Annotated in this window: 22 protein-coding genes (1 of these 22 only partly in view); 17 read left to right on the top strand and 5 right to left on the bottom strand. The window is 42.4% G+C overall.

What is annotated here, in order from left to right; all coding sequences use genetic code 11:
• Positions 1 to 95: 95 nt before the first annotated feature.
• On the bottom strand, positions 96 to 992 hold the full coding sequence (locus AA0Y26_RS19305) for a TIGR01777 family oxidoreductase (RefSeq protein WP_413363635.1): 897 nt from the start codon (positions 990 to 992) through the stop codon (positions 96 to 98).
• Between the two features lie 95 nt (positions 993 to 1,087).
• On the opposite strand from AA0Y26_RS19305, the gene recX reads away from it, so the two are divergent.
• The 3 genes from recX to AA0Y26_RS19290 are packed head-to-tail and all read left to right on the top strand — an operon-like array spanning position 1,088 to position 2,491.
• Entirely contained in the window at positions 1,088 to 1,894 is an 807-nt protein-coding gene (gene recX / locus AA0Y26_RS19300; RefSeq protein WP_413363634.1) for a recombination regulator RecX, read from the top strand.
• Positions 1,891 to 2,220: a YfhH family protein gene (locus AA0Y26_RS19295; protein ID WP_413363633.1), complete on the top strand. Its 330-nt coding sequence runs from the start codon at positions 1,891 to 1,893 to the stop codon at positions 2,218 to 2,220. Before recX ends, AA0Y26_RS19295 begins: the two co-directional genes overlap by 4 nt.
• 1 nt (position 2,221) lies before the next feature.
• Positions 2,222 to 2,491: a YfhJ family protein gene (locus AA0Y26_RS19290; protein ID WP_413363632.1), complete on the top strand. Its 270-nt coding sequence runs from the start codon at positions 2,222 to 2,224 to the stop codon at positions 2,489 to 2,491.
• 271 nt (positions 2,492 to 2,762) lie between these two features.
• Here AA0Y26_RS19290 and AA0Y26_RS19285 read toward each other — a convergent pair whose 3' ends face one another.
• Positions 2,763 to 3,749 (bottom strand): metal-dependent hydrolase, encoded by a 987-nt coding sequence (locus AA0Y26_RS19285; protein WP_413363631.1) that lies wholly within the window; start codon positions 3,747 to 3,749, stop codon positions 2,763 to 2,765.
• A gap of 126 nt (positions 3,750 to 3,875) precedes the next feature.
• On the opposite strand from AA0Y26_RS19285, the gene mutY reads away from it, so the two are divergent.
• The 10 genes from mutY to AA0Y26_RS19235 all read left to right on the top strand — a co-directional run bounded on the left by mutY (position 3,876) and on the right by AA0Y26_RS19235 (position 14,859).
• Positions 3,876 to 4,916, top strand: a complete 1,041-nt coding sequence (mutY, locus tag AA0Y26_RS19280; RefSeq protein WP_413363630.1) for an A/G-specific adenine glycosylase — start codon at positions 3,876 to 3,878, stop codon at positions 4,914 to 4,916.
• A gap of 50 nt (positions 4,917 to 4,966) precedes the next feature.
• Complete coding sequence (locus AA0Y26_RS19275; RefSeq protein WP_413363629.1) at positions 4,967 to 5,197, top strand: hypothetical protein; 231 nt, start codon at positions 4,967 to 4,969, stop codon at positions 5,195 to 5,197.
• Between the two features lie 289 nt (positions 5,198 to 5,486).
• Positions 5,487 to 6,035, top strand: coding sequence for a DUF402 domain-containing protein (locus tag AA0Y26_RS19270; RefSeq protein WP_413363628.1), 549 nt, complete (start codon positions 5,487 to 5,489; stop codon positions 6,033 to 6,035).
• A gap of 326 nt (positions 6,036 to 6,361) precedes the next feature.
• Complete coding sequence (locus AA0Y26_RS19265; RefSeq protein WP_413363627.1) at positions 6,362 to 8,086, top strand: ABC transporter ATP-binding protein; 1,725 nt, start codon at positions 6,362 to 6,364, stop codon at positions 8,084 to 8,086.
• A 188-nt stretch (positions 8,087 to 8,274) separates the two neighbouring features.
• Entirely contained in the window at positions 8,275 to 9,291 is a 1,017-nt protein-coding gene (locus AA0Y26_RS19260) for an ABC transporter ATP-binding protein (RefSeq protein WP_413363626.1), read from the top strand.
• On the top strand, positions 9,266 to 10,246 hold the full coding sequence (locus AA0Y26_RS19255) for an ABC transporter ATP-binding protein (protein ID WP_413363625.1): 981 nt from the start codon (positions 9,266 to 9,268) through the stop codon (positions 10,244 to 10,246). The genes AA0Y26_RS19260 and AA0Y26_RS19255 overlap by 26 nt, the downstream gene beginning before the upstream one ends.
• A gap of 33 nt (positions 10,247 to 10,279) precedes the next feature.
• Complete coding sequence (locus tag AA0Y26_RS19250) at positions 10,280 to 11,890, top strand: ABC transporter substrate-binding protein (RefSeq protein ID WP_413363624.1); 1,611 nt, start codon at positions 10,280 to 10,282, stop codon at positions 11,888 to 11,890.
• A gap of 135 nt (positions 11,891 to 12,025) precedes the next feature.
• Positions 12,026 to 13,030, top strand: a complete 1,005-nt coding sequence (locus tag AA0Y26_RS19245; protein ID WP_413363623.1) for an ABC transporter permease — start codon at positions 12,026 to 12,028, stop codon at positions 13,028 to 13,030.
• A 12-nt stretch (positions 13,031 to 13,042) separates the two neighbouring features.
• Positions 13,043 to 13,933 (top strand): ABC transporter permease, encoded by an 891-nt coding sequence (locus tag AA0Y26_RS19240; protein WP_413363622.1) that lies wholly within the window; start codon positions 13,043 to 13,045, stop codon positions 13,931 to 13,933.
• A 200-nt stretch (positions 13,934 to 14,133) separates the two neighbouring features.
• Positions 14,134 to 14,859, top strand: coding sequence for a 3-ketoacyl-ACP reductase (locus AA0Y26_RS19235; protein ID WP_413363621.1), 726 nt, complete (start codon positions 14,134 to 14,136; stop codon positions 14,857 to 14,859).
• A 157-nt stretch (positions 14,860 to 15,016) separates the two neighbouring features.
• On the opposite strand, the gene AA0Y26_RS19230 is transcribed toward AA0Y26_RS19235, so the two are convergent.
• A complete protein-coding gene (locus tag AA0Y26_RS19230) occupies positions 15,017 to 16,108 on the bottom strand; it encodes an FUSC family protein (protein WP_413363620.1) in 1,092 nt (363 codons plus the stop codon).
• A 60-nt stretch (positions 16,109 to 16,168) separates the two neighbouring features.
• Positions 16,169 to 17,455: a glutamate-1-semialdehyde 2,1-aminomutase gene (locus AA0Y26_RS19225; RefSeq protein ID WP_413363619.1), complete on the bottom strand. Its 1,287-nt coding sequence runs from the start codon at positions 17,453 to 17,455 to the stop codon at positions 16,169 to 16,171.
• Positions 17,456 to 17,573: 118 nt separating this feature from the next.
• Here AA0Y26_RS19225 and bcp point away from each other — a divergent pair, with 118 nt between their 5' ends.
• The 3 genes from bcp (at position 17,574) to perR (ending at position 19,620) form a co-directional block, all read left to right on the top strand.
• Positions 17,574 to 18,035 (top strand): thioredoxin-dependent thiol peroxidase, encoded by a 462-nt coding sequence (bcp, locus tag AA0Y26_RS19220; protein WP_413363618.1) that lies wholly within the window; start codon positions 17,574 to 17,576, stop codon positions 18,033 to 18,035.
• A gap of 2 nt (positions 18,036 to 18,037) precedes the next feature.
• Positions 18,038 to 18,982, top strand: coding sequence for a D-2-hydroxyacid dehydrogenase (locus AA0Y26_RS19215; RefSeq protein ID WP_413363617.1), 945 nt, complete (start codon positions 18,038 to 18,040; stop codon positions 18,980 to 18,982).
• Between the two features lie 182 nt (positions 18,983 to 19,164).
• Positions 19,165 to 19,620 carry a peroxide-responsive transcriptional repressor PerR gene (perR, locus tag AA0Y26_RS19210; RefSeq protein ID WP_413363616.1) on the top strand — a complete coding sequence of 152 codons (456 nt, stop codon included), beginning with the start codon at positions 19,165 to 19,167 and terminating at the stop codon, positions 19,618 to 19,620.
• 165 nt (positions 19,621 to 19,785) lie between these two features.
• On the opposite strand, the gene AA0Y26_RS19205 is transcribed toward perR, so the two are convergent.
• On the bottom strand, positions 19,786 to 20,133 hold the full coding sequence (locus AA0Y26_RS19205) for a YgzB family protein (RefSeq protein ID WP_413363615.1): 348 nt from the start codon (positions 20,131 to 20,133) through the stop codon (positions 19,786 to 19,788).
• A 137-nt stretch (positions 20,134 to 20,270) separates the two neighbouring features.
• Between AA0Y26_RS19205 and AA0Y26_RS19200 the strand changes: the two genes are divergently transcribed.
• On the top strand, positions 20,271 to 21,118 hold the 5' portion of the coding sequence (locus AA0Y26_RS19200; protein WP_413363614.1) for a nucleotidyltransferase-like protein. The gene runs 46 nt beyond the window's last position; 848 of the gene's 894 nt are visible here — the first part of the coding sequence; its start codon is at positions 20,271 to 20,273; its stop codon lies off the right edge, out of view.

The following is a 21,118-nucleotide window of genomic DNA, read 5'->3' as shown; positions in this document are numbered from 1 at the left end:
ATTTTTTATAAAGAATAAGGAAATGCACGTATATACTCTTTTTAGTGGTTAATCAAAATAAGCAAAAGGAGAACGCTACTCCTTCTGCTCCCGAGTCAATTATATAAATCAATAATGGCATCTTCCAACGAAGCAAATTGAAAGCGATAGCCGGATGCGAGGAGTTTTTCTGGAACGACATATTGCCCCTCGAGCACAAGCTGGCTTTTCTCACCTAAAGCAAGCTTGAGAGCAGTGCGGGGAACAGGAAGCCAGTGCGGTCTGTTCAATGTACGCCCGACTGTTTTGCCGAATTGCTTCATTCGCTTGGCATTAGGAGAAGTAACATTGACTGGTCCTTCGAGTTCTGGTGTTTCCATCGCATGAATAATAGCTCCGCAGACATCATCTACATGAACCCAGGAAAGCCATTGTTCTCCCGATCCCACTGTTCCGCCGACAAAGAGCTGATAAGGCAGCGCAATGAGAGGAAGCGCTCCGCTGCCTCGTCCTAAAACGACGCCGAACCGTGTCATGCATACCCGCACCCCAAAATCATTTGCCTCCAGCGCTTTAGTTTCCCAATCGGTGACAGTAGTTCCTAAAAAGTCTGTTGATTGTTCTTTTGACTGCTCTGTATAGACCGATGTGGTAGAAGCAGGATAAATACCAATAGCACTCGCATTTACTAATACGTCTGGTTTTACCTTTAAATGTTGGATGATGCGCAGGACTTCATCAGTTGAATCCATACGGCTTTTATAAATGGCCTCTTTCCGTTCGGTCGTCCAACGTCCTTCATTTAATGAGACACCAGCCAGGTTGATGAACGCCTCAATTCCCTCAAGCGAGGATTCAGGTTTTTCGCCATTCAGCCATTTTATATGAGGGATACCGTTTTTCATTTTAGACTCACCGCGGGTAAGAACGATGATTTCATCCCCACGCTTTTTCAGTATTTCACAAAGCCTGCTTCCGACCATCCCCGTGCCGCCTGTAATTGCTACTTTCATTTACACACCTCCGTCTTTCTTCCATTTCCCCTATTATAGCCAATCGTGAAACGTTTCGTAAAAAGTTGTATACTAGGAAAAGGGAAGGTGAGCGCATGAAAACCATTACAAAAATTACACGTCAAAAAAATAATCAAGAGCGCTATAATATTTATTTAGATGACGAGTATGCGTTTGCGGTGGATGAAGGCATCCTAATCAAATTTGGGCTGATGAAAGGAAAGACGCTTGAGCAATTCGACGTAGATGAAATCAACTATGAGGATGAAATCGCTAAGGCATTCAGTAAGGCCCTTCATTTTTTAAGCTTCCAAATGCGCAGCGAATATGAAGTAAAGAAAAAACTGCTGGACGCGGGTCATGGAGAGGCAGTAGTTCTAGAAGCAGTACGAAAGCTGGAGTCCCTTGGCTTTTTGAACGATCAAACCTATTCGAAGGCGCTTCTGGAAACGAAGAAGCGCACATTGAAAAAAGGACCGCGTGCTATTCGGCAGGATTTAAAGAAAAAGGGGATCGACAAATCCTTACAAGATGAGGTACTGGAAACCTTCACACAAGAGGAGCAGTTGGAGATTGCGATGCAGCTTGCGGAAAAAGAAGTACGTGCAGGCAGCCGAAAAACCCCGACACAGCTTAAGCAGAAAATCCAAGATGTACTGATGAGAAAAGGTTATTCCTTCAGCATTGTCACTGATGTACTGGAACGGATTGAATTAGAGCGCGGAGACGATGAATGGGAAGAGTTGATCGTTTCACAAGGAGAAAAAATCTGGCGGAAGTTCGCAAACAAGCTTTCTGGAACGGAACGTAATTTAAAAGTAAAACAAGCCCTTTATCAGAAGGGCTTCCCAATAGAAATCATCAATCGTTTTATCGAGGAAAAGGAGCAAGAAGAAACATGATGGAAAAAAACTATGCAGCGATGACAGAGCATGAACTAAGAGAAGAAATCGCACAATTAAAGGAAAAGGCACGAAAAGCAGAGCAGCTTGGGATCGTCAATGAGTATGCCGTTTATGAGCGAAAAGCATTGATGGCGGCTGCATATTTGGTAGACCTTGAGACAATTGTACCCGGCGAGATGTATAAAATTGACGGATCACCTGGTGAATATTTTAAAGTGGAATATTTAAAGGGCCGGTTTGCATGGGGATACCGTTTGGGCGGCGACCGCTATGAAGAAGCGCTGCCTGTTTCAATTTTAGCACCAGTAAAGGCAGGGAAATAAAATGGAACAACATATCATGGAACTGACTGAAGAGCTGTTAGCAAAAAATCCACATATGCCGGCAGGACGAGCTCGCGTGTGGGTGGAGCTTTTGTGGAGTGATTACGAAGCAACATCAGCAAAGGCAGGATATGCTTTCCGAGGAGCAGATTATACAGCAAACCTTGTACGTCAGCTGATCAATAGCTATGGAGATAAGCTGCATCTTTTTGCGGCAAAAAATCCAAAATACGCGCATCTGCTTGATATATCAGATGATACATTACAATAACTAAGGCTCACGCATTTGCGTGAGCCTGAAAGTGAAGGCAAAGTCTTTTCCTGACTTTGTCTTCACGGTTTTCAGTAATTCTTGAAAGTACTGTTTCACTCAGCCTGTCTTGAAAACGCTTGCCAGACAAGGCGCCCCGATGAGCGAAGACGCGAATAGAACTTAAGTGCATGAGCGGACGAGCGAGGCAAGCAACGAAGGATGCAAGCGTTTTTCAACAGGCGGGGGCTCACGCATTTACGTGAGCCTCCTTACTTTATAGGTGGCGGTCTTAATCGCTCGTCCCAATCTGCAATTTACGTTGAAGTTTGTCTTCACTGAAAATCCACCCCGTATAGGAATTCACCACTTCCAAGTCATCATTTACATGAGCTATGGCTACGAAAGGGTACCGATTGTTACTGCGGTAGCGCAGGTCGATCAGGCGTACCTCTGTCAATCCGCCCGGCAATTCAGAAATTTCCCAGCGATATAAAGGGGAAAAGGAGACGAAGGATTGCAAATTTATATCCCGCATAGCAGCATTAACATGGGGTGTGCGAGGTAATGGCACAATCTCGAATTTATCATAAATATTAACCGAGCGACGGTAGGCACGCCCTACATAGTAATGTGTTTTAGAAGCCGCAGCAACACGCCAGTAGAAGAACCGCATTGTAGGTGCGACGATGACATATTCTTCATCCTGAATCGCATTATGAACAGCCTTCTTTACCGCACGCTGAACCAGAAAACGCAAAATATAGTAGCCGACAATTACCATATACATGATACCGAATGTCCAAACCGGGTCACTGCCTAATATCCAGAATAGGATAGCGGCGCAGTGGAATCCGAAAATATATGGATCGAATGTATTGATGACACCAAGGGCCACCCATTTTTTTGATAAAGGCCGAAATGCCTGTGTGCCGTATGCATTGAATATATCAACAAAGACGTGGAGAAACACAGCTAATTGGGTCCACATCCATACGTGAAATATGTTGGCGTCGGGCACAATTAGCGATAAAATAGCCGTAATTGCAATTGGCCATAGCAACACAGCCGGGATCGAGTGTGTAATTCCTCGATGATGACGGATATAAATTGCATTATTGCGGAGTTTTAAAACTGTATCGACATCAGGTGCCTGCTGTCCTAAAATGGTACCTGCCATGACAGCCCCGAACATTGCCGTGCTTTCCGAGACGACAGGATCGACAAGTGCTATTCCTCCGATTGCAATACCCATGACTAAGTGTGTACCTGTATCCAAAACAATCAACTCCTTGTATATTGCAGCCAACACACGAACGTATATGGGAAAAAATTAACATTTCCCTTTGTATTTAATAATATACCCTTTCTAATGAAAATAAAATCGAAATAATAGGAGAATAATGTGAACTACGAATATAAAGAAGAATTTCGCAAAGAATTAGTCGATTGGTTTAATAGAGAAAAAAGAGATCTTCCATGGAGGCAAACGACAGATCCTTATAAGATTTGGGTTTCTGAAGTAATGCTCCAACAGACGCGTGTGGACACAGTTATTCCGTACTACAAACGCTTTCTGGAAAAGTTTCCGGCCCCCGAAGTGTTCGCTTATGCACCGCAAGAAGACATCTTAAAAACATGGGAAGGACTTGGCTACTATTCCCGTGTAAGAAATCTGCAGGCGGGTGTACGGGAAGTAGTAGAAACTTACGGCGGAGTCGTTCCAGACAATCGCGTGGATATTTCAAAGCTAAAGGGCGTAGGTCCATATACAGCGGGTGCTGTTCTTAGTATTGCATATGGCAAACCCGAACATGCAGTGGATGGAAATGTCATGCGAGTGTTAAGCCGTGTCCTTCATATTTATGATGATATTGCTTTACCGAAAACAAAAAAAATATTTGAACAAGCCGTGATGGAATTGATCGATCCGAATCAGGCATCTTCCTTTAACCAGGGATTGATGGAGCTCGGGGCGCTTATTTGCACACCGACATCTCCTAAATGTTTATTATGTCCTGTTAGAGAATACTGCCGGGCTTTTGAAGCAGGAGATGCAGCACAGCTTCCAGTGAAATCAAAAAAAATAAAGATGAAAAACCTTTTATATAAAGTATATATTGCCCGTGATAAAGAAGGCCGCTTCTTATTGGAAAAGCGGGGGGATAATGGTCTCTTGGCAAACATGTGGCAGTTCCCGATGATTGAGATTAAAAATGAAGAGAATCCACTGGAGCAATTGGCAGAACGATACGATGTAGAGATGAAATCCGAAGCAACTGCTGTTATTTCTTTCAAGCATGTCTTCTCGCATTTAACGTGGCACATTGAAGCGGAAGCTGTGGAAGTGGATGCAAAAAATGCAGAAAAATTTTTTTCACCCGCACAAATCGAGGATTTACCTATGCCTGTGCCGATGTTGAAAATTTGGCGCGAAATCAAATGAATAAAAAAAACACCTTTGTACACAATAGATAGCACGGAGGTGAATTCATAATGAGTCGAAATCAAAACAACAACAACAACGAGTTCCGCAACAACAACGAGCGTCGTAATAATCGTAACAACGAGAATAACGAACGCAATCGTGAAGAGTTCGGTAACGAGCAAGATTTCAACCAGTTGCAGCGCGAAAACAATCGTGTTGATCGCCAAAACAATCAACAAGATCAAAAAAACCGCCGCAACAATAACAATAATAACAACAACGAAAACAACAATTTCTAAGTTGAATTATTGTTAACAGTATGAATTCCCTGCATAAGTCGGTGTGCCTTTTTAAAGGCATGCCGGCTTTCTTACTAAGTGATGGAAATATGGTCTTCAATTGTATCACGCTGTTTATGATCCTTTGAAAGATTAACAATATTTTGTAAATTGAAGCGCGAAACGACTTACTTTTACGTCGTATTACGAAATTTATGTTTTTCTAACTACACCTTTCATCCATCCATTGCTATAATGAGTAGGAGACTGCTAGATTATAGATAGCGTAGACGAAAAGGTGGGCTTCAAAATGGGATTACCAGTAGAAGGCGAAACGATACAAATACATAGCTATAAGCATAATGGTCGTATCCACCGGGTCTGGCAAGAAACCATGATTTTGAAAGGGACAAAAAATATTGTCATCGGCGCGAATGAAAAAACGCTCGTCACTGAGTCGGATGGCCGTACTTGGCTTACAAGGGAGCCATCTATCTGCTATTTTCATGCTGAACACTGGTTCAATATTATTTGTATGCTGCGCGAGGATGGCGTGTATTATTACTGCAATATGAGTTCACCATTTGTGTACGATAATCACGCACTGAAATATATCGATTATGACTTGGACGTAAAGGTATTCCCGGACATGTCCTATTCGCTGCTGGATGAAGATGAATATGAGCAGCACCGCAAAGAAATGGCATATCCGGAAGTAATCGATAAAATTTTAAAGCGCAACTTGGCAAAATTAATCAGCTGGATTCAACAACGGCGAGGACCGTTTGCACAAGATTTCATCGAAGTCTGGACAAATCGCTATGAATTGTATCGCGATATCCAAGCAGAACAGGAATAATAAATATATGTAGTAAAGCGCAGGCTGCCTTGCCTGTGTTTTTTGTTTTTAGGAAATACTAAAATGCCGCTTTACCGGTTACAGAAAAAGAGGGGCTGGCGAATGTACATCCGATATAGCTTACTCTGCACTAACTATTACTCATAATAAGTATTGATCCTTACCTTTCGTCATAGCAAAGTGAAGGCGGAGTAGACTTATTTTTAGAAAAAAGCAGCTTCAGACACAGCTAGGCATTTGTCCATGCAAATTGTGGTATAGTATGTAACGTTGTAAATAAGAGATAGGAGGAAGTGAAAAAGCCGTTGGATAGTATAAAAAGATATATGCGTTTTGTGAAGCCCTATCGCTGGCTGCTAGTACTCACGATTATCATTGGTATTGTAAAGTTTGCCATACCATTGTTTTTACCATGGCTTGTGCAAATTATTTTAGATGACATTTTATTAGGAGAAGGTCTATCAGCAGAAGAAAAAACAAGACAGCTGTTTACATGGATTGGTATTGCCCTTGTTCTATTTTTCATCATACGTCCACCTATTGAATACTACCGCCAATATTTTGCGCAGAATTTAAGTAACAACATTTTGTTTGATATCCGGAAAGAACTGTATGGACATCTGCAAAAACTCAGCTTGAAGTATTATGCAAATACACGGGCGGGCGAGGTTATATCACGTGTCATTAATGATGTGGAGCAGACAAAAAGCTTTGTGATGACCGGTTTAATGAACTTATGGCTCGATTTAGCGACGATTGTCATCGTAGTAGCGATTATGTTTTCAATGGATGTCAAGCTCACGATTGTTTCGTTACTTGCACTTCCTTTTTATGCGATTAGCGTAAAGTATTTCTTCGGCCGTCTCCGCGGGTTAACACGTGCGCGTTCGCAGGCACTGGCAGGAGTGCAAAGCTATTTGCATGAACGTGTTACAGGGATGAGCATTATTAAAAGCTTTACCCTCGAGCGTCATGAACAAGCAATTTTTGATGAGACAAATGGAGAGTTTTTGGATAAGGCGCTTGACCACTCCCGCTGGAACGCCAAATCATTTGCTGTCGTGAATACGATCACTGATATTGCTCCGCTTCTTGTTATCGCCTATGCAGGCTATCAAGTCATTCATGAAGGTTTAACAATCGGGATCATGGTTGCTTTTTATGCATATATTGAACGTCTTTATGGACCGTTGCGCCGTTTGGTTAGTTCATCGACCACATTAACGCAATCCATTGCCTCTATGGACCGGATGTTCGAGCTGATGGATGAAAAATATGATGTAGAAGATAAACCGAAAGCAATTGAGCTAGCGGATGCTAAAGGGAAACTGTCATTTGAAAATGTGTCGTTCCAATATGAAGAGGACGGCAAGACAGTATTAGAGAAGGTTGATTTTACAATTGAACCGGGCCAAACCGCAGCCTTCGTAGGGATGAGCGGCGGAGGAAAGTCGACAATCGTCAGTCTGATTCCGCGTTTCTACGATGCGAGTGAAGGGGCAGTAAAAATCGATAACTATAATGTGAAAGACGTGACATTAAGGTCACTTCGTTCGCAAATTGGCATTGTGCTGCAGGACAATATATTATTTAGTGATTCAGTAAAACAGAATATTTTAATGGGTAAACCGGATGCAACAGAAGAAGAAATGATTGCTGCAGCTAAAGCTGCCAATGCACATGATTTTATCATGGGCTTGCCGGAAGGATATAACACGAAGGTAGGGGAGCGTGGTGTGAAACTATCCGGCGGTCAGAAGCAGCGGGTAGCCATTGCACGTGTATTTTTGAAAAACCCGCCGATTCTTGTCCTGGATGAGGCAACATCAGCCCTTGATTTAGAAAGTGAAGCATTAATTCAAGAATCATTGGACCGCTTGGCACATGACCGGACGACTATTATCATTGCCCACCGTTTATCGACCATTACCCACGCAGATAAAATTTTTGTCATTGAGCATGGAGAGGTAGTAGAGGAAGGTTCGCACGCACAATTAATGAAGAAGCAGGGTGCGTATTATCAGCTTTTCCAAATTCAAAAATTAGATTAGGAATGAGACCGAGTGTCTCATTCCTTTTTTTTATTTCTAAAAAAAATTTAATAGAAAGAATGATAATATCTCAGACCCTTCGAGAATATCATAACTATATAGTGCTGATTTTATGCCTAAAAGAGCAAATGATAGTTTTGCCGCAGGTAGAGACTAGATGATGCTAGTTTTAAAAAGGAGGAATGAAGATGAGCCGGAAAAGTGTGCTGGAAGTAAGGGATCTAGAGACCACATTCTTTACGGATGACGGCAAAGTGAAAGCGGTAGAACATATCAATTTTTCTGTGCGAGAAGGTGAAATTGTAGCAATTGTAGGCGAGTCGGGATGCGGTAAAAGTGTGACGTCCCTTTCTATTATGGGCCTTATACCAAATCCCCCTGGAAAAGTCACATCAGGTGAGATTCTTTTAGAAGGAAGAGATCTGAGAGGATTATCTGAGAGGGAAATGCGAAAAATCCGGGGGAAGGATGTAGCGATGATTTTCCAGGAGCCGATGACATCGCTTAATCCACTCTTTACAATTGGCAATCAATTAGTCGAAACGATCCAGCTGCACGAGAAAAAATGGTTTAAGAAAAATGCGAAGAAAAAGGCAGTGGAAATCATGCAGCTAGTCGGTCTGCCACGTCCGGAAGAATTGATGAAAGAATATCCTCATCAGTTGTCGGGAGGGATGCGCCAACGCGTAATGATTGCAATGGCCATTGCTTGTAATCCGAAGGTATTGATTGCCGATGAGCCGACAACGGCGCTCGATGTGACGATTCAAGCACAGATTCTGAGGTTGATGAAGGATTTAAATGCACGCTTGAATACAGCGGTGCTATTGATCACACATGATTTAGGGATTGTAGCAGAGACGTGCGAACGCGTCATCGTCATGTATGCAGGACAAATCGTAGAAGAGGCGCCTGTCGAGGAAATTTTTAAAAATCCTCAGCACCCTTACACAAAAGGGCTCATTCAATCAATCCCAGATATGCGTTTTAAAAAAGAGACCTTGCATTCTATTCCAGGTAATGTACCGAAGCCAGGTTCGATTAAGGCGGGGTGTCGATTTGCCCCGCGGTGCGAGTTTGTACACGAACGCTGTACTATGAAAAATCCACCGCTCTATGAGGCAGCACAGGGACATGAAGCGAGATGCTTTTTACTAGAAAAGAGTGGAGGTGAAGTTCATGTCGAACCTGTTGCTGAAAGTTGAGAATTTGAAAAAGTATTTTCCTATTCATAAGGGGACATTCGGTACGAAATCGGGAGATGTAAAGGCAGTTGATGATGTTTCGTTTGATGTGTATGAAGGAGAGACGCTAGGCATTGTAGGTGAATCAGGCTGCGGAAAGTCAACAACAGGCCGTGCCATTCTCAGACTGCATGAACCAACAAGCGGGAGAGTGATCTTTAACGGCATGGATTTGACCTCGCTCTCAAATGGACAAATGCGAAAGGCAAGAAGGGATATCCAAATGGTCTTCCAAGACCCTTATGCCTCTTTAAATCCCCGGCATACAATTGAGAAGATATTAGAAGAGCCGCTTATTGTCCACGGCATTGGCAAGGCAAAGGAGCGTAAACAACTCGTACATGAATATTTGGAAATTGTCGGGTTGAGCCCTTATCATGCCAAACGATACCCCCATCAATTCAGCGGTGGACAACGACAGCGCATTGGCATAGCGCGGGCATTAATGACAAACCCAAAGCTCATCATTGCAGATGAACCAGTTTCAGCGCTGGATGTTTCCATTCAGGCTCAGGTATTAAATCTGATGCAGAGGCTGCAAAAAGATTTAAACCTTACCTATATATTTATCGCCCATGATTTAGGCGTAGTAAGGCATATCAGTGATCGGGTAGGCGTAATGTATCTCGGGCGCATGGTGGAACTGGCAGATAGCGAATCATTGTATGAAACGCCCCTGCACCCATATACACAGGCATTATTGTCAGCGGTGCCTATTCCGGATCCCACCTATGAAAGGGAACAGATCTTGCTGACAGGGGATATTCCTAGCCCCTCCAATCCACCGCAAGGCTGTACATTTCATACAAGATGTCCATTTGCAATGGATGTCTGTAAAGTAACCGCACCGCCATTCAAGGAAGTAAAGAAGGGTCATTCTGTTGCATGTCATTTGCACAATGAAATGCAGCAATAATGATAGATAGTTACACACATAGGGGGAGTTCATATGAGCAAAAAACTTTGGTCGCTAGGATTGCTATTACTGTTTGCATTGATCCTTGTCGCCTGCAGTGAAGACGGTGCAGATGAAACATCGACTGATACGGAAACGGAAGGTGAAACAACGGAAACTTCTGCATCTCCGCAAGTATTAGTGTTTGGCCGTGGTGGAGACTCTACTTCGTTGGATCCGGCTATTACAACAGAAGGTGAATCGTTTAAAGTAACCAAAAATATTTACGAAACGTTACTGAACTTCGGTGAGCAGGATACTACCATCCATCCAGGTTTAGCAGAGGAGTGGGAGGTTAGTGAAGACGGTCTTGAATATACGTTTAAGCTGCAGCAAGGAGTAAAATTCCATGATGGAACAGACTTCAATGCAGATGCCGTCATTAAAAACATTGACCGTTGGAAAGCTGGCACGGCAGAAAAGTTTTACTACTTTAACTCGATGTTTAAATCAGAGGGTGAGGATATTATCAAGGAAGTGATCGCTGAAGATGACTATACAGTTGTATTCAAGTTATCCCGTCCTCAAGCGCCATTCTTGAAAAACTTGGCCATGAGTCCATTTGGTATTGCATCGCCGACTGCCTTTGAAAAACATGGAGACCAGTTTGAAAGTAATCCGGTTGGAACAGGACCATTCAAATTTGTGTCATGGGAGCGTAATACTTCAATCACGATTGAAAAGTTTGAGGACTATTGGCAAGAAGGATTGCCGAAGCTTGACCGTGTTATTTTCCAGGTCATTCCTGATAATACAACGCGTCTTCAGAACTTGATTAAAGGCGAAATTGATTTGGCAGATGGTATTAACCCTTCTGACCGCGCAAGCATCGAAGCGGATGCAGCACTACAGTTAATCGAACGTCCATCAATGAATATCGGTTATCTAGGACTGACGAATACACGTCCTCCATTTGATAACCAATTAGTACGTCAGGCAGTGAACCATGCAATTGATAAGCAGGCAATCATCGATGCTTTCTTCGATGGAGGAGCAGAAGCTGCTGTCAACCCAATGCCGTCTTCTATTACCGGCTATAACGATGAAATCACAGGTTATGACTATAATCCGGAAAAAGCAAAAGAGCTATTAGCCGAAGCGGGTTACGATGGTGCTGAGATTGAACTATGGGCAATGCCTGTAGCACGTCCATATATGCCGGATGGCGCAAAGGTTGCGGAAGTTATCCAAAAAAATCTTGCCGATATAGGGATGCCTGCAAAAATCGTATCTTTTGAATGGGCAACTTACCTCGAAAAAGCAAAAAATGGGGAAGCGGATGCCTTCATGCTTGGCTGGACAGGTGATAACGGTGATGCGGATAACTTCCTGTATACGCTGTTAGATAAGGACACAATTGGAAGTAATAACTATGCATACTACTCAAATGACGAGGTTCATGAGCTGTTAGTAGCAGCACAATCGGAAACGAATGAAGATGTGCGGATTGACCTTTATAAGCAAGCGCAGCAAATCATCTTTGAAGACGCGCCATGGGTTCCATTAGCCCATTCGACACCGCTGTTGGCTGCTAACGCAAAGGTGAAAGGATTCCTTGCTCACCCGACAGGTTCAGATCTTTTATCAAATGTATCAATGGAATAACTAAAAGAAAAGGGGGGGACGCCCCCCTTTTTTTCTAAAAAAATAAGAAAACATATCGTACTCTTCACTACATTTGGTGGCAGTAAAATGGGTGCAGCTATGCTTTTCTAACAGTTCTAGAGAGGAGTGAAGATCATGCTTCACTACATAGGGAAAAGACTGCTTCATTTAATCCCTGTACTATTCGGTATGACGATTATCGTTTTTTTAATTATCCGTGCTATTCCAGGAGATCCTGCACAAGTGATTTTAGGGCAGCAGGCAACGGCAGAGGCAATCGCAGCTCTGCGTGATTCTCTCGGGTTGAATAATCCATGGTATATCCAATATTTTGATTACCTGAAGAATATTGTGACAGGTGATTTGGGGGAGTCTTTACGGACAAGCAGGCCTATCGCTGCTGAAGTATGGCCCTATCTTGCAGCGACATTTGAGCTTGCTCTTTTTGCGATGCTGATTGCAGTAATCGTCGGAATGAATGCTGGTATTATTTCAGCATGGTTTCAAAATTCATGGTTCGATTATACTGCGATGATAGTAGCGCTCATTGGGGTATCCATGCCGATTTTTTGGCTTGGATTAATGGAACAATGGATTTTCAGTATTAATCTTGAATGGCTTCCGACATCAGGGCGCCAGGATGTACGCGACCCTGTAACCGCAATTACTCATTTTTATTTAATTGATACCCTTATACAGGGGCGCTTTGATCAATTTATCGTTGTCGTGAAGCATTTAATCTTGCCGGGGGTGGCCCTTGCTACTATTCCGACAGCGATTATTGCACGAATGACAAGGGCCTCTATGTTGGAGGTGATCCGTTCAGATTACATTCGTACTGCAAGAGCAAAGGGGCAGCGGATGTTTGTAGTAATTTATAAGCATGCCCTGAAAAATGCACTGATTCCAGTTTTAACGGTTATTGGATTACAAACAGGGCTGCTGTTAGGCGGGGCGATTCTAACGGAAACAATTTTCAGCTGGCCAGGCATTGGGCGCTATCTATATGAAGCAATTGGCTACCGGGATTACCCTGTAATCCAATCCGGTATTTTAATTATTGCCTTCCTGTTTGTTATGATTAACCTCATTGTAGATGTTCTTTATACGGCCATCGATTCGCGGATCAAATATAACTAGGAGGGATAAAAAATGGCTGAACTCATACGAGATTTACCACAAACCGTAGAGCAGGAAAAAGTTGCAGGCCCATGGAAAGAGGCGTGGAGGAGTTTTAAAAAGAGCAAGTCTGCTGTCGCGGGGGCAGGAATTGTTATCTTTTTTATCCTAGTTGCAATCTTTGGCCCTATGCTTGCACCTCAGGGTATTAATGAACAAAACTTAGCTATTCGCCTTCTGCCTCCATCCAGTGATTATTGGTTTGGTACAGATGATTTAGGAAGAGACGTTCTTTCCCGCATTCTGCATGGTGCACGGCTTTCTTTAACGGTCGGTATTTCTGCAGTCGTCCTTTCGGCTTTTTTTGGCAGTTTATTAGGAATCATTGCAGGCTATTATGGACGATGGATTGATACGATTATCTCCCGTATTTTCGATATCATGCTGGCATTTCCGAGTATTCTATTGGCAATTGCCGTTGTTTCCATTTTGGGACCATCACTGCGTAATGCACTCATTGCGATTGCGATTATCAATGTTCCGAATTTTGGACGATTAATTCGTTCCCGTGTCCTGGCGATTAAAGAAGAGGAATATATTCATGCAGCAAAAGCAATTGGGATGAAAAATTCACGTATTTTATGGCGTCATATCTTACCGAATTCCATGACTCCTATCATCGTACAAGGAACACTAGCAATAGCTACTGCTATTATTGAAGCGGCGGCATTGGGTTTCCTGGGACTAGGAGCGGAGGCGCCACAGCCGGAGTGGGGGAAAATGCTCGCAGATGCACGTATGTTTCTGCTGAATGCACCATGGGCGATGGTTTTCCCGGGGGTGGCGATTATGCTTACGGTAATCGGCTTCAATCTAATGGGCGATGGACTGCGTGATGCATTAGATCCGAAAATGAAGAATTAAGGGTGGAGGGGCTATGCTTTTATAGATAGCTCCTTTGCTATGGACTAAAGGGGGGATTACTCTTTTTGAGGGAAAATAATACTGATTTTTTAATATAACTTGCAGCTAAAAGCTGGAGGGAGAGCGAATCGTTTAAAAAAAGACGATTGCTATGATATAGTGACGATGGAATTTTAATTTTGATAAAAGGAGTGTAGCGCATGGCACAATCATTAACAGGTAAGGTAGCGTTCGTCACAGGTGCGGGCCGCGGTATCGGTAAGGCAATCGCATTACAATTAGCAAAAGAGGGCGTACATATTGGGTTAATCGCCCGTACAGAAGAGGCACTGCAGGAAACAGCGAAAGAAATTGAAGGCTTAGGTGTCAAAGTCGGGTACGCAGCAGCGGATGTTTCTTCACTTGAGCAGGTAGAAAAAGCGGTTGGCGTTATTACAGAACAGGTCGGCCCAGCAGATATTTTAATTAATAACGCCGGCATTGGTACTTTCGGAAAATTAGTTGAAATGGACCCAGCCGAATGGAAGCAAATGATTGATGTGAACTTAATGGGTACTTATTATGTTACACGTGCTGTACTGCCGCAATTAATTGAGAAAAATGCAGGAGATATTATTAATATTTCTTCTACAAACGGCTTGAGCGGTGCAGCAACATCAAGTGCTTACAGTGCTTCGAAGTTTGGTGTGATCGGTTTGACAGAATCATTAGCTCAAGAAGTACGACGCAATAATATCCGCGTTACGGCCCTGGCGCCAAGTACAGTTGCAACAGATCTGGTAGCAGACAAGTCTTTCTTCGATCCAGAAAAGGCAGATCAATATATGCACCCGGAAGATATGGCTGAATATGTTGTAGCTCAATTGAAATTAAACCAACGCATGTATGTGAAAGTGGCAAGCATGCTAAATACAAATCCATTTTAATTTCTTTCAGCACAAGTTTCCGGCCTTGCTAGACGGTATATATGTGTAGTTGATTGAAAAGGGGCTGTCTAATAAGCTTAGCTTATCGGACAGCCCCTTCTTTTTGCCGTATATTCTGCTGTTCCAACGAAGGTGGGATTAAAAAACCCGAATCCTTCTAATAAAATTCCGACTCTAGATCTACATTCTTTTCTTTGCCATGATAATTGCGATAAGACACAATCAGTGTATCCAAGTGTTCTAAGTTTTCCTCATAGTCTAATATACGCGATAAAATATAGAGCAAATGGTAGCTGGAGAAAGTTTCTTCCTCCTCCAGCTCCTGAGATAAAGCAATTTGTTTGATGAAAATCTCCATTACTTCATTTCTCTGCAGATATTCTTCGTGCTGTGACCATTGAGAAAGCTCAGGTTTTAGCTTGCCTGTATATTTAAGAAGCAATTGCTCATGGTATGTCAGCAAGAAATCAAGGCGTTCCTGAATCATTAGACGGAACTGCTCGGGCAGATTCGCAAGCTCATTTTCATGCTGATGAAGACGCTGCAGAAGTTCGAGACTTCGTTTGGAAGTCATGATCATCTGGCGATAAATCACGAGTTTTCGAGCCTTTACGTATTTTCGATTGTGGAAATAACTTCGCTCTTCTTCATAGAAGCCATATAGACTTTCAACTTCATGCATACGGCTTTTCAGTTTTTTTAGTGCCATCTTTGTCGATGTATGCTCGCTCGCTTGTCTTACGGCAAGCCGCGTCCAGCGGATAATATCATCCTGAAGGGAGTTAATATTCTTGAATAACTTCACCTCATAACGCGGAGGGATGAAAACGAGATTAACAAGAAATGCCGCAAAGACCCCGATCATGACGGTAGAGAAGCGAATCAGTCCAAACATTAAGAAGTCATCGCCTTGGACCTCCATGATAGCCACAACTGTCACAAGGGCTAATGAAAGTGACTTTTCCAGTTTGAATTTTATCATCAACGCAATAACGATAATAGCAGCTATCCCTACTGCTACAATATGATGACCGAATAGCAGGGCGAAGGTGACAGCAATCGTCGCCCCGATCAAATTCCCTTGAATCTGTTCTAAAATCGTCAAGTAAGATCGATAGATTGATGGCTGGATGGCGAAAATCGCCGCAATTCCAGCAAATACCGGCGAAGGCAGATTGAGTAGGTCAGCTAAAAATAGGGCAAATACAATAGCGACACCAGTTTTTAAAACACGGGCACCTAACTTCATAAAAAATGAAGCCCTCTCTTTCTTTACATATTCTATGAAGACGCTTCGCCGGTAAGCAGCCTACAGCTGTGAGAATGCGTAATCAACCGCAGCGATCGTCTCCATAATATCTTCTTCTGTATGTTCTGTTGTCAGGAACCATGCCTCATATTTAGAAGGGGCCAAGTTGACTCCTTTTGAGAGCATCAGTTTAAAGAAGCGGCCAAAAATTTCCCCATTCGAGTTCTCGGCTTGTTCATAGTTTTCTACTTTCTCATCTGTGAAGTAAATTGTCAATGCACCTTTTAATCGGTTTACTGTAATGGTTACATTATACTTCTCTGCGGCTTCTAAAATACCCTTTTCTAAGATGGCCCCTAGGCGGTCCATTTCATCATAAACGCCAGGTTGTGCCAGCACTTCTAAGCAAGCAATACCTGCAAGCATGGACGCTGGGTTCCCAGCCATGGTTCCCGCTTGATAGGCAGGTCCGAGCGGCGCAACTGTTTCCATTACTTCCTTTCGGCCGCCATAAGCACCAATCGGCAAGCCCCCGCCGATTACTTTTCCCATTGCCACTAAATCTGGTGTAAGTCCCAGCATTGTATGAGCTGCACCGTAATGGAAACGGAACGCCGTGATGACTTCATCATGGATCGTCAATGCACCATATTCTTTGGCAAGAGCATGTACATGTTCTAAGAAGCCAGGATGCGGCTCAACAATCCCGAAGTTTCCAACGATCGGTTCAATTAAAATTCCAGCTACTTGGCTGCCCCAGTGTTCCATCGCTAGTGTGAATTCTTCTTTATTATTAAAAGGAACTGTGATTACTTCAGTTGCTACTGATTCAGGCACACCAGCTGAATCGGGAGAGCCAAGTGTAGCCGGTCCTGAGCCAGCCGCTACTAGTACTTGATCGAAGTGGCCGTGATAGCAGCCGGCGAATTTGATAATTTTATTACGTCCTGTATAAGCACGAGCGATACGCACTGTTGTCATCACAGCTTCTGTACCGGAGTTGTTAAAGCGGACCTTATCTAAAGTAGGAATCGCCTCTTTCAGCATTTTTGCAAATTTTACTTCATGCTCTGTCGGTGTTCCGTATAGTACGCCTGTTTCAGCAGCATGAGCAATTGCTTTAGCAATATGGGGGTGGCCATGACCTGTCACAATCGGGCCGTACGCTGCTAGATAGTCAATATAACGATTACCGTCTACATCCCAAAAGTACGCACCTTTTCCACGAGCCATGACTACCGGTGCTCCGCCACCTACGGCTTTATAGGAACGAGATGGACTATTCACACCTCCGACAATATGTTCACATGCTTCTTTGTAGAGTTGTTCTGATTTTGTATGATTCATTTTTCTGCCTCCAAATCCTATATGTATGCTCTATTGTAGTCCGAATTTCATCCGAACGCCAAAGAAATTGAAAGAAGGGCAAGGATTCGGTACGATAGAGAAAAAATGGAGGGATTTTATGACGTTACTGAATGAAAAGGCGCCGAATTTCACATTGGAAAACGAAAAAGGGGAGCAGGTAAGCCTAACTGACTTTAAAGGAAAAAACGTAGTGCTGTATTTTTATCCGAAAGATATGACACCCGGCTGTACGACAGAAGCATGTGACTTCCGTGATGCGTATGAAGATTTTTCTTCTCTAAATGCAGTAATCCTTGGAGTAAGTATGGATGATGCGGATAAGCATACAAAGTTTATTGAGAAGCATGGGCTTCCTTTCTCATTACTTGTCGATGCAGACCATGAAGCAGCTGAGGAATATGGTGTTTGGGTACTGAAGAAGATGTACGGGCGTGAATATATGGGAATTGAACGATCTACTTTTTTAATTAATGAAGAAGGAATCGTTGTAGAAGAGTGGCGTAAAGTTAAGGTGAAAAATCATATTGAACAAGTGTTATCACATTTAAAAGGAGAATGACGATGAAAATTTACTTTACGTTTGAGCCAAGGGAAGATTTACGTAAGCCGCTGATAGAAGAGTTTCCGCAGGCGGAATTTATCTTTGAGCAAGGAATTACAGAGGAAGTGCTGCGGGAAGCACAAATTCTCGTAACATACGGCGAAGATCTAGATGAAGGGAAAATCGCTATAGCAGAGAAATTGGAGTGGATTTTTGTTGCTTCTGCGGGAATTGAAAAGATGCCTGCACAGGTAATTGCTGACCGTGGAATTTATGTATCCAACGTGCGGGGGATTCATAAAAAGCCAATGGCCGAATCCGTTTTAGCGCATATATTATCATTGAAGCGGGGACTTCCTAGCATTTATGCGCAGCAGGCTCGCGAAGAATGGAATAAGCGTATCCGGCTGACGGAGCTAAATGGCAGCACGGCTTTAATCCTTGGCCCAGGAGCAATCGGGCAGGAAATAGGGCGGATTTTACAGGCGTTCGAGGTACATACAATTGGCGTCAATAGTACAGGTGAAATGGCAAGTTATATGAATGAGACATTTGCTATGCAGAATTTACTGGAGCATCTATCAAAAGCAGATATCGTTATTTCTATGCTGCCAAGTACAGAAAAGACACAATGGCTTCTTACGCGTGAGCATTTCGAGGTAATGAAGGATAGTGCCATCTTTATGAATTTCGGCCGCGGGGATTTAGTGGAAGAAGCAATTCTTTCAGAAGTGCTTGAACAAAAGTTAATCGCCCATGCCGTTTTAGATGTATATATGGAAGAACCTCTTCCTACTCATAGTCCTTTATGGAAGATGGATAATGTAACAATTTCACCTCATTTATCAAGTCACTCCTCACGTTATGTAGAACGCAGCTTGGATATTTTCAGGCCAAGCCTTCAGAAATGGATGGAGGGTGAACGAGAGCTGGAAAATGAAATTGATATTTTAAAAGGATATTAATTCAATAAAGAGGAGGGGAGTTCATTATCAATTAGTCTATCTAATTGATAATAGAATTATTTATTACTCTTTTTTCTTATAATATCGTCCCTTTGGAAATAAGGAATTGTTGACAAGCTGTGGATAAATTCGATACACTATTTGTAACAATTATAAATTAATAATATGAGTGAAAGAGGTGCATGACGATGTCTGATGAAATGCATTTAAAAGACGCGTTAGACACGTTAAAGACTACTGGTGTAAGAATTACTCCACAGCGTCATGCTATTTTGGAATATCTAATTAACTCAATGATTCATCCTACAGCTGATGACATATATAAAGCTCTGGAAGATAAGTTTCCAAATATGAGTGTCGCGACAGTTTATAATAATCTACGTGTATTTCGAGAAGTGGGTTTAGTGAAAGAGTTGACTTACGGCGATGCAGCGAGCCGTTTTGATTTTGTGACAAACGATCATTATCATATGATTTGTGAATGCTGCGGGAAGATCGTTGATTTCCATTACCCAGGTTTGAATGAGGTTGAGCAGTTCGCCTCACATGTTACTGGCTTCCAAGTAAACTCTCACCGTTTAGAAGTTTATGGAACTTGTCCGGAATGCATGGCAGGGGAAAGCAAAAAAGCATTATAGTTTTCAGCCTAGCAGCGTAACCTGCTAGGTTTTTTAGTTAATGTAGGAAGTTTCAAATATCCCCATACTAATGACAGGAAGAAATATGGGAGAGGGTTTTAGGTAACGGGCAAGAATAAGATTTTATTCTCGTAAGGCAAAAAGAAAAAGCCGGCAAGACCAGCTTTATTTCCTTCTGCTATTGTAACTTTCGTCAAACTCTTTTCCTTCAAGCATTGGGTCTAGTGTAAGGGGTTCATTGCAGTACATACACATATCTACTCGACCAAGAACTTTTGTATGCTTTCCACAGTTAGGGCATTCAACTTGCACCGCACGTGTTGAAAGCAAACCGATCCAACCGTATACCACTGTACTTCCAATGATACATAAAAGCCCAAGCGTCATAAAAATAAGGACCAGGATTTGATTTTCACGGAAGAAAATTGCTCCATACATGACAGCGAAGCCAATAAAGATCAGTGATAATGCGAATGAGCGGATTTTATTTATCTTATTAGAATACTTCTTCATTTTATTTGCCTCCTACTCTAAGGTTACTATACCATATAACGGATTTATTTTAGAATTATAATCTTTTAAAAGGATTTGCAAAACAGATGTCGAAACAATTCTTCTAGGCAGTAGTGTAAACTATAGGGGGTACTTTTATGGAACACGTTTTACGTCCTATTTATCAGGAACGCGCCAGCCATCCTGATACATTAGGTGTAATATTGATTAACAAGCGAGACGATGCGGCAAATATGACGGATACATTTGATTCAGTACTGCTTATTATTGTAAAAGAGGGAGAGCAGCCAATCTTTACAAAGCATTATCTATATGGAGAAACAAAGATGGTAATGCATATAGTAACGGAAAAGCGTCTTCGCAAATGGCTGTTTATTGGCTCCAACCGCAAACTAGTTGACTGGATTTTTTATGGTAAAGTGCTATTTGATCGAAATGAATTTCTATATAAATTACGTTCTGAACTACAAGAGTTCCCTTTTCATGGCCGTAAAATCAAGACAGGTATTCAATTTAGTAAGCTGATTCGCCGGTATTTGGAAGGGAAAGAGTTTTTTGAGCGAGGCGAATATTTAGATGCATATAATCATGTAGTCGATTCGCTTCATCATCTAGGAAGACTTTCGGTGATTGATAGCGGTCTTTATCCCGAAGTGACTGTCTGGTCGCAGGTCAAAAAGATTGAACCGGCAGTCTATAAGTTATATGAGGAATTGGTTATGAGTAATGAAACGTTAGAAAAGCGCCTGGAGCTTTTATTCTTGGCGAGTGAGTTCCTCATTAATTCACGGACGCATGATGGAGCGCAGCATATATTAGAAGTGATGCTGACAAAGGCGTCTTGGACAATTCAAGAGCTCCATGATCATGAAGAGCTAAGTTACTACTCTACAGACCTCGAAGTGTTTGTTGAGTATCTAATTGATAAAGGTTATATAATAGTAGAGCCGATTATCGCGAAAAATCAAACGATATTCCATCGTAA

Source organism: Lysinibacillus canaveralius, from assembly GCF_047301505.1.
GTDB lineage: Bacteria > Bacillota > Bacilli > Bacillales_A > Planococcaceae > Lysinibacillus_B.
This window is presented reverse-complemented; position numbering and strand designations above follow the sequence as displayed.